We start from the raw sequence: 15593 nt of genomic DNA, 5'->3' as shown, positions 1-15593 counted from the left end.
ATTATTTGTTATTCGTGTCGCTTTTTTAACAACTTTATAAATTTTTATGGCTAATATGATTGATAAAATAGATCTTAAGTCTCAGGGATCTAGTAATCTAAGTGGAGAAATGACAAATAAGCAGAAAGTAGGTACTCTTTATAAAAGGTTGTTAGTTCAAGTTAAACATTTATGGCACTTCTTAGTTTTAGCTGCTATCGGCAGTATATTCTTCTCAGCTGCTGATGCCTCAATGATATATCTTATTAATCCAATTTTGAATTATGGTTTTGGTCCTGGTGGCGGGATTACTAAACAAAGCTCTACTATACTGATGCTTATGGGTGTTGGTATGGTTGGTTTACTAGCACTAAGATCAGTGGGCTCATTTGTGTCACAGTATTTTATAGGCTCTTTGGGACAGAAAGTTGTCTATAAGTTTAGAAAAGACATCTACAAAAGATTTATGGATCTACCAGCTAGCTTCTTTGATAAGCATTCAACAGGGCAGATTATCTCAAGATTATTATACAATGTTGACCAAGTTACAGAGGCTACCTCAACTGCAATTATAACAGTTGTCCAAGATGGAACTTTTGTTATTGGACTAATTATTGTAATGTTTGTCTCAAGTTGGCAATTATCATTATTTTTGATAGTTGTTGGACCATTCCTTGGATTATTTATATCGATCATTAACAAAAAATTTAGGAATTTAAGTAGGAATACTCAATCATCAATGGGTAATGTTACCCACACAGCTGAAGAGACGATTAGAAACTACAAAGAAATAAGAATTTTTGGTGCGCAACAAAAACAGCAAAATAAGTTCTTTAAAAATCTTGATTATACATACTCACAGCAAATTAGAACGATAGCATTAGATGCACTGACATCGCCAGTAATACAAATTATTGCTTCTTTAGTTTTAGCTTTCTCATTATTTACAATTGCTATATTCGGTACTAATGACGGAGGTGGTTCATCTTGGTTAACAGCAGGGTCTTTTGCTTCTTTCTTTGCAGCTGCAGCAGCTATTCTAAAACCGATTAAGAATCTTACAAAAGTAAATGTTGTTATTCAAAAAGCCGTAGCAGCAACTGAGGATATATTTTATATCCTTGATTATCCAGCAGAGAAAGAAACTGGTAGTAAGGAATTAGCTAAAGTTGATGGTAATGTAACTATCAAAGATCTAAGTTTTGCTTTTGGTGAACATAAAGTACTTAGTGGCGTAAGTGTCGATATCAAAGCAGGCCAGACTGTAGCATTTGTTGGTAAGTCAGGAAGTGGTAAAACTACTTTAACTAGTATTATATCGAGATTTTACACTCAGCATAAAGGTGAGATTCTTCTTGATGAAGTTGATACAAGAGAATTAACTTTAGAGAATTTAAGGTCGCACTTGTCTATAGTTTCACAGAATGTTCATTTATTTGATGATACAGTTTATAATAATATAGCTTTTGGCCTTTCAAGAGAGGTTTCCGAAGAGGAAGTAATCGATGCACTAAAAAGAGCTAATGCATATGAGTTTGTCCAAGAATTATCTGATGGTATCCATACAAATATAGGTAATAATGGTTCAAAGCTATCAGGAGGACAGCGTCAAAGAATATCAATAGCAAGAGCTTTATTAAAAAATGCTCCTGTGCTGATATTTGATGAGGCAACTAGTGCTCTTGATAATGAGTCTGAGAGAGTAGTACAGCTAGCTCTTGAAAGTTTGACTAAATCATGTACTACGATAGTTATAGCTCATAGGCTTAGTACTGTTGAAAATGCCGATAAAATTGTCGTGATGGATGGTGGTAAGGTTGTTGAAAGTGGTAAGCATCAAGAGTTGCTAGAGCAAGGTGGACTTTATACGAGGCTTTATCAATCGGGACTGCAATAGTATTTATGCTAGATAAGATTTGGTACAGATCAAAACCAAGTTTGCTTAGTCGTTTGCTACAACCAATATCTTTGGTTTTTACAAAAGTTGCAAATAAACGTAAAATAAAACAGCAGCTTAAGCAATATAAATCAAAAATTCCTATAATAGTCGTTGGTAATATTTCTGTTGGAGGTACTGGCAAAACTCCGGTTGTTAGAATGTTAGCTCAACAGTATTTAGCACAACATAAAAAAACGACTATAATTAGTCGTGGTTATGGTGCAAAGGCTGATAATTATCCTTTTGAAGTAACAAATAGTACTCTAGCAACTCAATGTGGCGATGAGCCTGCGATGTTATTTGATGCTTTGCAAGCAAAGGTACCAATAGTTATCGCTCCAGAGAGAGTTGAAGCTGTTAAATACATTGAAAAGAATTTTCCTGACACTGATATAATCATATCTGATGATGGTTTGCAACACTATAAATTAGCTCGAGATAAAGAAATAGTAGTTGTAGATGCTACTAGGATGTTTGGTAATAAGTTATGTTTGCCTGCTGGTCCACTCAGAGAGCCAATTGAGAGACTTAAAAAAGTAGATCAGATTATAGTTATAGGTAACTGTTCAGGTCAAGATAGAGAGTTACTCAAAAACTATAAAAATGTAACTTATGCAAAAATAGTGGCTACTGAGTTTGTTAATTTACTAACGATGGAAAAGGTCGCTAAGACTAAATTTAAGAATCAAAATGTAATAGCTATAGCAGGGATTGGTAATCCAACAAAATTTTTTAAGACTTTAGAAGATAATGCTATAAATATGACCGCTAAAAAAGTTTTTAAAGATCATCATAAGTTTACTCAGAGCGATTTTGAGGATATAGATAGTACTATAACTGTAGTGATGACATATAAAGATGCTATCAAATGCAAAAATTTTGCTAAACCTAATTGGTGGTATCTAGATATAGCTTTAGATATTGATATTTAAAAATCTCATAAAACAACACTGTTACAACAAATGAATTTGCTATACTAGAGCATATATATTACTATTAGAATGATAAAAAAATTGCAATAAAATCTATGAAAAAAATTGTTTTAGTCGATGGCTCTTCATACCTTTTTAGAGCTTATCACGCTTTACCGCATCTTACTAATAGTCAAGGTGAACCTACTGGGGCAATCATTGGTGTTATCAATATGCTCAAGAAATTGCCAACAATGTATGATACTGAGTATGTTGCGGTTGTTTTTGATGTAAAGGGTAAGAATTTTCGTCATCAGTTATATCCAGAATATAAAGCACATCGTAAAGATATGGATGATGAGCTAAGAGTCCAAATTGAACCATTACATCAGATTATTAAGAAAATGGGTTTTCCTGTTATTATTGAAGATGGTGTCGAGGCGGATGATGTAATAGGTACCTTAGCGCAAAATCTTCAAAAACAAGGTTATCAAATTATCATCTCTACTGGTGATAAAGATATGGCTCAGTTAGTTACAGATAATATAGTTTTATATGACTCAATGAAAAACGTTACCACAGATGTTGCGGGGGTGCTGCAAAAATATCAAATTAGTCCACAACAGATAATAGATTATTTAGCTTTAATGGGTGATTCATCAGATAATATTCCAGGTATTCCAAAGGTTGGTCCTAAAACAGCAGTTAAATGGTTACAAGACTATCAAAATATTGATGGTATAATCGCAAACCAACAGCAAATTAAAGGTAAAGTTGGTGAAAACCTGCGCAATAATATTGATTTACTCAAGCTATCTTATCAATTGGCGACAATTAAATGTGATCTTGAGCTTGATTTGACTGTAGAGGATCTGAAATGTAGGGCAGCTGATAAAGCATATCTTATAGAAGCTTACACAAGATATGAGTTTAAGTCTTTACTAAAAGACTTTGATAATGATAATACTAAGATGCTATCTAGCCAAGTACAAGCTGCTAGTATTGCTATTGAATATATTGCTATTACCACACAAAGCCAGCTTGATGATCTGATTGCAGAACTAGAGAAATCTGATAGCTTTGCTTTTGACACTGAAACCGATTCTTTAAATACTTATGAAGCAAATTTGGTGGGCTTATCTTTTTGTGCAAAAGAAGGACGAGCTTTTTATATCCCATTACAACATAGATACTTAGGTGTGCCACAGCAACTAGAACTAGGATTTGTCTTAGATAAGCTAAAACGGTTATTTGCGGATGTCAAGAAAGCGAAAGTTGCACACAACTTTAAATTTGATGAAAAAGTTCTATCAAAATATGCAATCGAGATAAACGGTAAAGTCGATGATACGATGATTATGGCGTATGTGCTAAAAAGTAGTGGTAAGCATGATATGGATAGTCTCTCTAAAGAACACCTTGGCATAGAACCAATCGCTTATACTGCAATAGCCGGTACTGGTAAACACCAACAAACTTTGGATCAGATAGATATCGAAATTGTTGCTAAGTATGCTGCTGAAGATGCTGATATTACTTTTAGACTTTTTAATCATTTTAAAGCTTTATTGGAGCAAGATGAGACTCTTTATAAGCTTTACTGTGAAATCGAGATGCCTTTGACTATCATTCTTAATCAGATGGAGAAAACAGGTGTTAAGATAGATGCTACTAAGCTTATTCAGCAAAGTGCTAGTCTTGAAACGTCTATCAAAGAGCTTGAAAGCAAATGTTATAACCTTGCCGGACAAGAATTTAATCTATCTTCACCAGTACAGTTAAGAGAAATTCTTTTTGAGAAGCTGGGTCTTCCTCCAGTTAAAAAAACAGCAAAGGGTCAAGTATCGACTTCTGAAGAGGTGCTAGTTCAATTAGCTGAAGACTATGAAATCGCAGCTTTGATAATGAAATATCGCCATTTATCAAAACTTAAAAATACATATACAGATAAGCTACCTAAGATGTTAGATGTAAATAGTCGTGTACATACCTCATATAATCAAACTGGTACCGTAACAGGTAGATTATCCTCTTCGGATCCTAATTTACAAAATATCCCAATAAAAAGTCCTGAAGGGCGAAAAATTAGAGAAGCATTTATAGCCGAGAATGGTTACTGTATAGTTGCTGCAGATTATTCACAAATTGAGCTTAGAATCATGGCACACCTATCAAAAGATAAAAATCTTCTCAAAGCTTTTAACCAAAGCTTAGATATCCATAGTGCAACAGCTGCTGAGGTTTTAGGTATTGGTATCGATGAGGTTAGTAGTGAGCAAAGAAGAAAAGCTAAAGCAATAAACTTTGGTCTTATATATGGTATGAGTGCTTTTGGTCTAGCTAAACAGTTAGAAATACCTCGAGCTGAAGCACAAGAATATATTGATATATATTTTAATCGCTATCCAAGTGTCAAGGAGTATATGACTACGGCAAAAGAGTTCGCTAAGCAAAATGGTTATGTTGAAACTATATTAGGAAGAAGATTATACTTGCCAGAAATTAACTCAAAAAATGTTATGCAGCGTAATGCAGCAGAGCGAGCAGCAATTAATGCACCAATGCAGGGCACAGCTGCTGATATTATCAAAAAAGCAATGATAGATGTTAACACTATGATTTTACAGGAGTATAATAGCGAAGTTAAGATGGTAATGCAGGTTCATGATGAGCTTGTTTTTGAAGTTAAAAAAACTAAGCTTGAAGAGATAGTTGCAAAGATAAAATCTATAATGGAAGCAGCTGTAAAGCTTAGTGTACCTTTAGAGGTTAATGTTGATGCAGGGGAGAGCTGGGATCAAGCGCACTGAATAATTTATAGGATATTTTTATGTTATTAGTAATGGATGTGGGTAATTCTCATATACACATTGGTGTATTTGAAGGTGAGAAAATAGTTTCTCAAATTAGATATGCAACTTCATCTGTAGACTCGACTTCTGATCAGATGGGTGTATTTCTTCGACAAGCATTAAGAGAAAACTCGGTTGATTTAAGTAAAATTGATGGTTGTGGTATATCTTCGGTAGTACCACACTTAAATTATTCCCTTGGCTCAGCAGTTATCAAATATTTTAATATTAAACCATTTTTCATAAGTATGGATACTACAGATTTGGATATGTCAGCAGTTGAAGCACATCAGGTTGGTGCTGATAGGATAGCTAGTTGTATCAGTGCGATAGCTGATCATCCTAACAAAGATTTATTGATAATAGATTTAGGTACAGCAACAACTTTTGATTTAGTAACTAAAAATAAGAAATATTTGAGTGGCTCGATTATGCCAGGAGTCAAGCTCTCTTTAAATGCTTTGTGTCAAGGAGCTTCGCAATTATCATCGGTAACTATTGTTAAACCAGAGGTTGCTATTGGCTATGATACTAAAACAAATATACGTTCAGGACTATACTACGGTCATTTAGGCGCATTAAAAGAATTAAAGAGAAGAAGTATCGAAGAATTTGGCAGTCCTGCTTATACTATAGCTACAGGTGGCTTTGCTGGGCTATTTAAAGAAGAAGGTATATTTGATGAGGTTTCGCCTGATTTAATATTACGTGGAATTAGAATTGCATTTTTAGAAAATAGTAAGAAAGGGGTAGGGGTATGTTAAAAGATAAAAAAGTTGTTATTTTACTTTTTGATTCATTTGGTATTGGTCAAGCTCCTGATGCAGCTGATTTTGGTGATGAAGGTGCTGATACTTTAGGGCATATTGTTGATTATTTTACTAATAATGGCATGAGTATTTCTCTACCAAACTTATCAAAAAAAGGTCTTAAAAAAGCCGCAGAGTATAATAGATGCAAAGAGTTTAGTCAAGATATCGCACAATCAGAACAGATTGAAAATGCAAAGTATGGCTATTGTGCCGAAGTAAGTAAAGGTAAGGACACTCCAAGTGGTCATTGGGAGCTTGCTGGAGTGCCAGTTATGTTTGATTGGTATTACTTTACAGAAAAACAACATCAAAGTTGTTTTGACAAAGAATTTATTGATAAGTGGGTTGAGAGAGCAAGTATTACCGATGGTTTTATTGATGCGGGACATGCTTCTGGAACTGAGGTTCTAAAAGAATATGGCTGTGAAAGCTGTGTTACCAAAAAACCAATTATTTACACATCTGCTGATAGCGTTTTTCAGGTTGCTGCACATGAGGATTATTATGGTTTAGATAAACTTTTGAAAATTTGCCAAGTGGCTAGAGAAGTCCTTGATGAAATGGGTATGAAAGTTGGTAGAGTTATCGCTCGTCCATTTATTGGTGAATCAGCCGATGAGTATGTGCGTACTGGTAATCGTAGAGATTTCTCAATCCTACCTCCAGCACCAACCTTGTTAGATAAGTTGGTTAAAGCAGGTGGCGAGGTTATCTCGATTGGTAAGATTGCTGATATTTATGCAAATCAAGGTATTACTAGGAAAGTTAAGGCAACAGGGCTAGAAGAGCTATTTGATAAGACGATACATGAGTATACTTTAGCAAAACGAAATACATTGATATTTACAAATTTTGTTGATTTAGACTCAAGTTTTGGTCATCGTAGAGATCCAAAAGGTTATGGCAAAGCTTTAGAATATCTAGATTCAAGAATACCTGATTTAGATGCTAAACTAGATGATGATACTATAGTTGTTTTAGCAGCCGATCATGGTTGTGATCCAACTGCCCCAGGTTCAGATCATACTAGAGAGTGTGTGCCGTTTTTACTTTGGGGTAAAAATATCAAGCCCGAATTTATCGGAGCAAGAGATACTTTTGCAGATATTGGGCAAACTATAGCTGACTTTATGGGTATTGAATCACTTGAGTATGGTAAATCAATCTTTGGGGCTGGTCATGATAACTAAGCAAGAGATAGTATCTTTGATAGATTTAACACAACTTGGAGATAGTGATACACAAGTAGATATTATTAATCTTTGTGAAAAAGCGAGAAATTCTCTTGGCGAAGTTGCGGCACTTTGTGTTTATAAACAATTTATTCCTGTAGTAAAAAAACAGTTAGGTAATAACTTTAAAGTTGCAACTGTAGTTAATTTCCCAAATGGAGATAATACTATTGACGATGTGATTTTAGAAGTCAAGCAAGCTTTATCTTTAGGTGCTGATGAGATAGATTTAGTTATAGACTACAAAGAATATCTTAGTCAAGGTTTTTCTGAGAAGTCTTGTCAAATGATGGTTGAAGTCAAAAACCTTTGTAAAGATAAAACTCTTAAAGTAATAATTGAATCTGGTGTACTTAAATCACAAAAATTGATTGCAAAAGTGTGTCAAGATGTTATAGATGCCCAAGCAGATTTTATCAAAACATCGACAGGTAAAACCTCTGAGGGTGCAACGTTAGCAGCTGCACAGGTAATACTTGAAACAATCAAGAATAGCGATAAAACAATTGGCTTTAAAGCATCTGGCGGGATAAGAAATTATTCTCAAGCAGTTGCATATATCGAATTAGCTGCTAATATACTCTCTAATAATTTTGTAAATCCGCAAACCTTTAGGTTTGGTGTAAGTGGTCTTTTAGATAACTTGCTTAATGAGCAACAAGAGCAGATAGATGGTTATTAAATCGCTATATTTTATACTTGGTCTTATAGTCATTTATTTTTTAGCCTATATTTGGAGTAATGATCGTAGAAATATCAGATATAAAAATCTTATATTAATTTTAATAGTTCAGCTTATCTTAGCCAAATTTATGCTAAGTACTTCGGTAGGTATCAATATTATCAATTATGTTAATAAATGCTTTGAGGTATTACTTGGTAGTACACATATTGGTGTTGAATTTGTTTTTGGCAATTTAGCAAACACAAAAGAGTTTATATTTTTCTTTAATGCGGCTATGCCTATTGTAGTAATGTCGGCAGTGATAGGGATTTTGCAATATTTTAGAATACTACAGTTTCTTGTTGTTGCTATAGGAAGTATCTTATCTAAAGTAACTGGTATGGGTAAATTAGAGTCATTTAATGCTGTAAGCTCATTAAGCGTTGGTCAGTCTGAGAATTTTCTATACTATAAAAAGATAATTAAGTATTTACCTTCAAATGTCTTGTACACTATGGCTGCAACAGCTATGTCTACTGTTTCAATAGGTACTGCGGCAGCATATATGACAATTATAGATCCAACATATGTCTGTGTTGCTATTGTTATGAATATGTTTGGTGCATTCTTTGTACTAAATATAATTAATCCTTATGAAAAAACCAAAGAAGTTTCGTATGAGTTTTTAAGTGATCAAGTAGAGGATTACCAAAGGCAAAAATTTTTTGAAATGTTATCTGAATATATTTTAGATGGATTTAAGGTTGCTATTATAGTATGTGTTATGATAATGGGCTATATTGCTTTTCTTAATTTAGCTGATGGTGTTTTCTCAAGTATTGTAGGGATATCATTGCGAGATATTCTTGGTTATATTTTTTACCCGATCGCTTGGATCTTAAATATTCATGGCAATGAAATATTTTTATCAAGTCAAATAATGGGGACAAAGCTCGTTACTAATGAATTTGTTGCAATGCAGGAGCTAGCCAACCATTCTACGCAGCTTTCTCAGCATACAAAAGCCGTTGTCTCAGTATTTTTAGTATCATTTGCAAATTTTTCATCAATAGGAATTATCATCGGAGCTATACAAGCTTTGAGTAGAGAAGCATCGGTAAAAGTTGCAAGGTTTAGTTTAAAGATTCTCTATGGTGCAGTTTTAGTGAGCTTTTTATCCGCTAATATTGTTGGTTTTATTTTATAAGTATTTGGGAAGGTAGGTGTGTTTGTAAAGATTTTATATTTGTTGTTAGGTTTAGTAACAGTCTTTGTACTAGCTTTTATTTGAGGTGGTAATAGAAAAAAAATCAAATATAAGTATTTATTTATTATTTTATTTTTTCAATTATTGATTTGTTTTTTTATATTACAATCTAGCGAAGGGATAAAGCTTGTCGCTCTTATATCTACTGGTTTTGATAAGATATTACAACATGCTCATGAAGGTACAGCATTCGTTTTTGGCAGCCTTGCCGATACTAGCAAAAATGGTTTTGTTTTCTTTTTCAATGTTGGAATGCCAATAGTACTTATATCTGGGATAATAGGCGTACTTCAATATTTTAGAATACTACCACTTATTATTAGAGGAGTTGGTTTTATCTTAAGTAAAATCACAGGAATGGGCAAGCTTGAGTCATTTAATGCTGTAAGCTCTTTGACAGTTGGGCAACAGGAAAATTTCCTTATTTATAAAAAAATAATTGGTCATTTGCCTGCAAATGTATTGTATACAATGGCTGCAACAGCAATGTCTACAGTATCATTAGCAATAGCAGGCTCGTATATGTCTATAATCGAACCTAAATATGTATGTACAGCTATTGTATTAAACATGCTAAGTACATTTTTTGTTTTACATATAATAAATCCATATGATAAAGATCCTAGCTTAAACTACGATACTCTACATGCTGATTATGAAACAGGCAGACAAAGCTTTTTTGAGATGTTGTCTGAATATCTTTTAGATGGTTTTAAAATCGCAGTAATAGTTTGTGCAATGCTTATAGGCTTTATTGCGTTATTGAATCTTGTTGATGGTATTTTCCAAGAAGTATTAGGGATTACCTTTAGACAAATTCTTGGTTATATTTTTTATCCAATCGCCTGGGTTTTAAATATCCACGGTAATGAGATATTTCTATCAAGTCAAATAATGGGTACAAAAATTGTTACAAATGAATTTGTTGCAATGCAAGAGCTAGCTAAAAATTCGCCTCAGCTTTCCGAGCATACAAAGGCAGTTGTTTCAGTATTTTTAGTATCATTTGCCAATTTCAGCTCAATAGGTATAATAGTTGGAGCTGTACAAGCTTTAAACAAAGAAGCGTCAATTAAAGTTGCAAGATTTAGTTTAAAAATTCTCTATGGTGCAGTTTTAGTTAGTATACTATCTGCATGTGTTGTGGGATTTATTGTTTAGTAAGCCAAGAAAATGCAAAGTAAATTTATTGTAATAGAAGGTCTTGATGGCGCTGGTAAAAGTACAGCTATTAATTTTGTCAGAAAATACTTAGAACAAAATAGTTTAGCAGCAATTTATACTCGTGAACCAGGTGGGACTAAAATAGCTGAAGAGTTAAGAAACTTAGTTCTACATAATAAGTATGATGAAGAAATCCATTCGGATAGTGAACTATTGATGATTTATGCTGGAAGAGTACAGCATTATAGAAACCTTATTGCACCAGCTTTGGAAAAGGGTATTAATGTGGTTTCAGATAGATTTTACTGGTCAAGCATGGCTTATCAAGGTGGTGGTCGTGGGGTTGAGCTAAGTAAGATCAGAGCATTAAATGATAATTTTCTTAATGGTTGTGAGCCGGATTTAGTAATCTATCTTGACATTGATCCGATGTTGGGTTTACAAAGAGCCCAAAAAGTTGGAAGCCCTGATAGGATTGAAAAAGCTGGGCTAGAATTTTTTAATAGAACACGTAAAGTTTTTAAAGATCTTGTCAAAGAGTCAGATAATGCTATTGAAATTGATGCTGCATTATCTATCCAAGAAGTAGAAAAACAAATATATCTGATATTAGATAAACATTTTAATTTTCAAAATTAATCTATTTCTAGTAAACTTCTTTTCATTAAATATTATCTTCAAATAGTTAGAAAGAATTATTATGAGTGAATATCTACAACAAATTGCCAAGCGCAGGACTTTTGCAATTATTTCTCACCCAGATGCTGGTAAGACAACGATTACAGAAAAAATGTTACTTTTTGGTAACGCTATTAAGACAGCAGGTACTGTTAAAGCTAAAAAAAGCGGTATACATGCTACATCTGATTGGATGGAAATGGAGAAACAAAGAGGAATTTCAATCACAACTTCCGTAATGCAATTTCCATATAATGGACGTATTATAAATCTACTTGATACTCCAGGACATGAAGATTTCTCTGAGGATACTTATAGAACACTTACTGCGGTAGATTCAGCGCTAATGGTTGTTGATGCAGTTAAAGGTGTCGAGGATAGAACTATTAAGTTGATGAATGTTTGTCGTTTAAGAGATACTCCTATTGTAACTTTTATGAATAAGTTTGATCGAGATACTCGTGATCCTCTTGAGCTTTTAGATGAAGTTGAGAATATCCTTAAGATAAAATGTGCTCCGATGAATTGGCCAATTGGTATGGGTAAATATTTCAAAGGAGTTTACGATTTGTATAATGATGAAGTTACTCTGTTTGAAACAGGTCATGGTCATGAGATATATCCATACAAAAAGATCAAAGGTCTAGTAAATGCTAAAGATGCTATAGGCATAGATCTTTATGAAGATCTTGAAATGGAAATTGATTTGGTACGTGGCGCAAGTCATGAGTTTGATGAGCAGGAATTTTTAGAGGGCAATCTCACTCCAGTATATTTCGGTACGGCACTAAGTAATTTTGGTGTCAAAGAAATGATGGATGGTTTTACAAGATATGCCCCGGCACCCCAGCATCGCGATGCTGATCAAAGAGTTGTTGCTGCAGACGAGCAAAAGTTGACAGGTTTTGTATTTAAGATACAAGCAAATATGGATGAAAAACATCGCGATAGAATTGCATTTTTTAGAATTTGTTCTGGTAAGTATGAAAAGGGGATGAAAATCTTTCATGAAAGAACTGGTAAGCTAATGCAAATCTCAAAGGCACTAACTTTTATGGCAGGTGAAAGAGAGCAAGTCGAGGAGGGTTATGCTGGTGATATTATTGGTTTACATAACCATGGTAGTATCCAGATTGGCGATAGTTTTACTCAAGGAGAAAAACTAAAATTCAAAGGCATACCAAATTTTGCTCCTGAGATTTTCAAAAGAGTTAAACTAAATGATCCACTAAAAAATGAAAGCATTACAAAAAAGGTTTGGTGCAGCTATCAGAAGAGGGAGCTACACAAGTTTTCAAACCTTTTATATCAAATGATTTAGTACTTGGTGCTGTTGGTGTTTTGCAGTTTGATGTGGTTGCTCAGCGTTTGGCATCAGAGTACAATGTCAAATGTTCGTATGAGGGAGTTAACGTTACCTTAGCACGTTGGATTTTTTGCAATGATGAGAAGAAACTCAATGATTTTAAGAAAAAGTATGAGGTGAATTTAGCTTATGATGGGGCTGGGTACCTTACATATCTTGCGCCAACAGGGGTTAATTTACAACTGGCACAAGAAAAAAATCCAGATATCATATTTAGTGCAACAAGAGAGCACTAGAATCATGTACTTTTTAACTAGAAAAAATATGCTATAATTTTTTAGTCTTTATTTATAATTTATTAGGGTGCTAAATGTTGAAAGGTATCAATAAACTTCTTGTGGCTGGGTTTGCATTGGTGATGGTAAGTTCAGCTTTCTCGATGGAAATATATACTGTTAAGTCAAATGATTATCTATACAAAATAGCAAAAAATCACGCAGTAACAGGAGTAAGCATATCTGAGTTAACAGATGCCATTAAAGGTGTCAATAAATCTGAGATACCTGGGATTATTGATAATAGAATAAAAATTGGAGATAAGCTTGCTATACCAACTACTAAAGCTGAAGTTGAGGATGGCTTAACACTGATGAGAAATCAGATAATCCAAAGCTCATACCAACAGCCTAGTAGTGATACAGCATCGCAACAACCTACCTCACCTGCTGCTAATCTTGGTGATAATACAGTAGTTGCTGATGATGCTGATGATTCATCAACTCCGAGTGTCGTAAGCCAAGACAAAATTCCAGTACTAATCCCTACTGATGATAATAGTGCTCCGGAAACATATAAAAATAACCTAGATACTCAGATAGGCGCTGATAATATTCAAGAATCAGCTTCTTATGAGCAACAGCCAACACAATCTTCAGGTGCTTGGGGATCATTATTTAGGTTTATTATTTATGTCATAATATTAGCTGTAGTTGTTGTTGTTGGTAAAAGGTTTTGGGAAACTAGAAACTCAAAAAAAGAGCAAGAACTTGAGCTTATATCAAAAAAGAAAAGAGATCATCTGATGTCGCGAATATCCCCTGTTGTTTCTGATAATGAGTTCTATAGATCTGATAAGGTTAATAATAGTCCACAAGAAGAATTTGATTTCTTTGGATCTACAAAAACATCTAGACCACAGAGTACTGTTATTAGTGAGCAAGTTCAGCCAGATCAAGAATTTGAAGATGTTTTTGAGCAGTCTCCTCAAACTGAGCAAGATTTATTTGAAGCTAGAGATAAAAATGTTATTATTAAAACTGAAAAGGGAGTAGTTTTTGAGACCAATACAGATGATTCCCTTATCAGCTCTACAGATGATGATACTAAAGTTGAAGAGATAGATTCACAACAGCAAGCAGAGCAAGAATTACAATACATAAATGAACTTATTGAACAGTTCTTAGATAGTGAAAAGTATGTTGAGGCTAGTATCACAATCCAAGATTCATTAGAGAAAGACCCAAATAATATTGATTTACGTTATAAGCTTTTAGAAGTATATGCTTGTGCAGGCGATGAAATAGCTTTTGAAGGAGAGGTACATTTTATTAAGTCTAAAAACATTGTCAGTATGTTTGATCCACTACATCAAAAAATTGCTAAACTTAGAGATAAATATTTTGAGTAATTATTTACTTAACTAAATTTTTAGAGAGAAAGATGTTTTTCAAGAAAAAAAAGAATACAGAAATTGAATCACCTATAGAAAGAGAGCAAGAGCAGGACAATAAAAAAGGATTATTTTCTCGACTCCAAGCAGGTTTATCAAAAACAGCAAATAAGTTCGGTAGTGGCTTAAGTACCATACTTATGGGTCAAAAAGTTGTCGATGAAGAGCTTTTAGAAGATATTGAAATGCAACTATTGACAGCAGATGTCGGTGTTGAAGCAACTGATGAGATAGTTACGTATTTGCGCGATCAGGTTGCTAGAAATGAGTTGCAAACAGCTGATAAGCTTAATCAAATAATTAAAGAAAAACTTACAGAAATAATTTTACCTTGTGAAAAGCCATTAGAAATTGATATACAAAAGTCACCTTTTGTAATATTAGTTGTAGGAGTTAATGGTGTTGGTAAAACTACGACTATAGGTAAACTCACAAAGAAACTACAATCACAGGGTAAATCAGTAATTCTAGCTGCTGGTGATACTTTTAGGGCTGCTGCAGTTGAGCAGCTGCGTGAGTGGGGTGATAGAAATAATACACAAGTTGTCTATCAGCATGAAGGAGCAGATAGTGCTTCGGTTATCTATGATGCTATAAGCTCAGCTAAATCAAAAGGAATCGATGTTGTGATTGCCGATACAGCAGGTAGACTGCATAACAAAGATAATCTTATGCAGGAGCTTAAAAAAGTTGTCAAAGTTATCAAAAAAACTGACGGGACAGCACCGCATGAGATTATGCTTGTTGTCGATGCAACAACTGGAGGAAATGCTTTAAGTCAAGCAGAGGCATTTAACCAAATTGTTAATTTAACTGGTATAACAATTACTAAGCTTGATGGGACAGCAAAAGGTGGTATTGTATTTTCAATTGCTAAAAAACTTGGTTTACCACTTAGATTTATAGGTGTGGGTGAAAAAATTGATGATCTACAAATCTTTAATGCTAGAGATTTCACTACAGCGTTATTTAATTCTAACGACTAACGCTACAAACTAATTTATGAAACTTAGCACTATCTTAATATTTTTTGTTAAAATACAGTTTATCTATATTGAAT

General features: G+C 33.8%; 10 protein-coding genes and 2 pseudogenes. All 12 read left to right on the top strand.

The features are described 5' to 3' along the window. Nucleotides 1-46: 46 nt before the first annotated feature. The 12 genes and pseudogenes from msbA (at nucleotide 47) to ftsY (ending at nucleotide 15519) form a co-directional block, all read left to right on the top strand. Nucleotides 47-1876 carry a lipid A export permease/ATP-binding protein MsbA gene (gene msbA, locus FSC454_RS08395; RefSeq protein ID WP_066045288.1) on the top strand — a complete coding sequence of 610 codons (1830 nt, stop codon included), beginning with the start codon at nucleotides 47-49 and terminating at the stop codon, nucleotides 1874-1876. A gap of 5 nt (nucleotides 1877-1881) precedes the next feature. Further along, on the top strand, nucleotides 1882-2850 hold the full coding sequence (lpxK, locus tag FSC454_RS08390; protein WP_066045289.1) for a tetraacyldisaccharide 4'-kinase: 969 nt from the start codon (nucleotides 1882-1884) through the stop codon (nucleotides 2848-2850). Nucleotides 2851-2945: 95 nt separating this feature from the next. Continuing rightward, complete coding sequence (gene polA / locus FSC454_RS08385) at nucleotides 2946-5639, top strand: DNA polymerase I (RefSeq protein WP_066045291.1); 2694 nt, start codon at nucleotides 2946-2948, stop codon at nucleotides 5637-5639. Nucleotides 5640-5659: 20 nt separating this feature from the next. Continuing rightward, nucleotides 5660-6445 (top strand): type III pantothenate kinase, encoded by a 786-nt coding sequence (locus FSC454_RS08380; protein WP_066045293.1) that lies wholly within the window; start codon nucleotides 5660-5662, stop codon nucleotides 6443-6445. Then, on the top strand, nucleotides 6439-7683 hold the full coding sequence (locus FSC454_RS08375) for a phosphopentomutase (protein ID WP_066045295.1): 1245 nt from the start codon (nucleotides 6439-6441) through the stop codon (nucleotides 7681-7683). Before FSC454_RS08380 ends, FSC454_RS08375 begins: the two co-directional genes overlap by 7 nt. Next, a complete protein-coding gene (gene deoC, locus FSC454_RS08370; RefSeq protein ID WP_082810689.1) occupies nucleotides 7646-8407 on the top strand; it encodes a deoxyribose-phosphate aldolase in 762 nt (253 codons plus the stop codon). Before FSC454_RS08375 ends, deoC begins: the two co-directional genes overlap by 38 nt. After that, the gene (locus tag FSC454_RS08365) at nucleotides 8397-9596 is read left to right on the top strand and encodes a NupC/NupG family nucleoside CNT transporter (RefSeq protein WP_066045299.1); all 1200 of its coding nucleotides are present in this window, start codon (nucleotides 8397-8399) and stop codon (nucleotides 9594-9596) included. The genes deoC and FSC454_RS08365 overlap by 11 nt, the downstream gene beginning before the upstream one ends. 18 nt (nucleotides 9597-9614) lie before the next feature. Next, nucleotides 9615-10817, top strand: a pseudogene (locus tag FSC454_RS08360) (NupC/NupG family nucleoside CNT transporter). A 12-nt stretch (nucleotides 10818-10829) separates the two neighbouring features. Continuing rightward, the gene (tmk, locus tag FSC454_RS08355) at nucleotides 10830-11459 is read left to right on the top strand and encodes a dTMP kinase (protein ID WP_014548942.1); all 630 of its coding nucleotides are present in this window, start codon (nucleotides 10830-10832) and stop codon (nucleotides 11457-11459) included. Between the two features lie 61 nt (nucleotides 11460-11520). Further along, nucleotides 11521-13100 (top strand): annotated as a pseudogene (locus FSC454_RS08350) (peptide chain release factor 3). A 74-nt stretch (nucleotides 13101-13174) separates the two neighbouring features. Next, entirely contained in the window at nucleotides 13175-14491 is a 1317-nt protein-coding gene (locus FSC454_RS08345) for a LysM peptidoglycan-binding domain-containing protein (RefSeq protein WP_066045302.1), read from the top strand. 32 nt (nucleotides 14492-14523) lie between these two features. Then, nucleotides 14524-15519, top strand: coding sequence for a signal recognition particle-docking protein FtsY (gene ftsY, locus FSC454_RS08340; RefSeq protein ID WP_066045304.1), 996 nt, complete (start codon nucleotides 14524-14526; stop codon nucleotides 15517-15519). Nucleotides 15520-15593 lie beyond the last annotated feature (74 nt).

Origin of the sequence: Francisella hispaniensis FSC454 (assembly GCF_001885235.1) — a bacterium.
GTDB lineage: Bacteria > Pseudomonadota > Gammaproteobacteria > Francisellales > Francisellaceae > Francisella > Francisella hispaniensis.
Note: the sequence above shows the minus strand (reverse complement) of the source record. Positions and strands in the feature narration are given on the sequence as shown.

What these genes read in the sequence shown, in the direction of transcription:
- msbA (WP_066045288.1), top strand. Translation starts at nt 47, where the DNA reads ATGGCTAATATGATTGATAAAATAGATCTTAAGTCTCAGGGATCTAGT.
- lpxK (WP_066045289.1), top strand. Translation starts at nt 1,882, where the DNA reads ATGCTAGATAAGATTTGGTACAGATCAAAACCAAGTTTGCTTAGTCGT.
- polA (WP_066045291.1), top strand. Translation starts at nt 2,946, where the DNA reads ATGAAAAAAATTGTTTTAGTCGATGGCTCTTCATACCTTTTTAGAGCT.
- FSC454_RS08380 (WP_066045293.1), top strand. Translation starts at nt 5,660, where the DNA reads ATGTTATTAGTAATGGATGTGGGTAATTCTCATATACACATTGGTGTA.
- FSC454_RS08375 (WP_066045295.1), top strand. Translation starts at nt 6,439, where the DNA reads ATGTTAAAAGATAAAAAAGTTGTTATTTTACTTTTTGATTCATTTGGT.
- deoC (WP_082810689.1), top strand. Translation starts at nt 7,646, where the DNA reads ATGGTAAATCAATCTTTGGGGCTGGTCATGATAACTAAGCAAGAGATA.
- FSC454_RS08365 (WP_066045299.1), top strand. Translation starts at nt 8,397, where the DNA reads ATGGTTATTAAATCGCTATATTTTATACTTGGTCTTATAGTCATTTAT.
- tmk (WP_014548942.1), top strand. Translation starts at nt 10,830, where the DNA reads ATGCAAAGTAAATTTATTGTAATAGAAGGTCTTGATGGCGCTGGTAAA.
- FSC454_RS08345 (WP_066045302.1), top strand. Translation starts at nt 13,175, where the DNA reads ATGTTGAAAGGTATCAATAAACTTCTTGTGGCTGGGTTTGCATTGGTG.
- ftsY (WP_066045304.1), top strand. Translation starts at nt 14,524, where the DNA reads ATGTTTTTCAAGAAAAAAAAGAATACAGAAATTGAATCACCTATAGAA.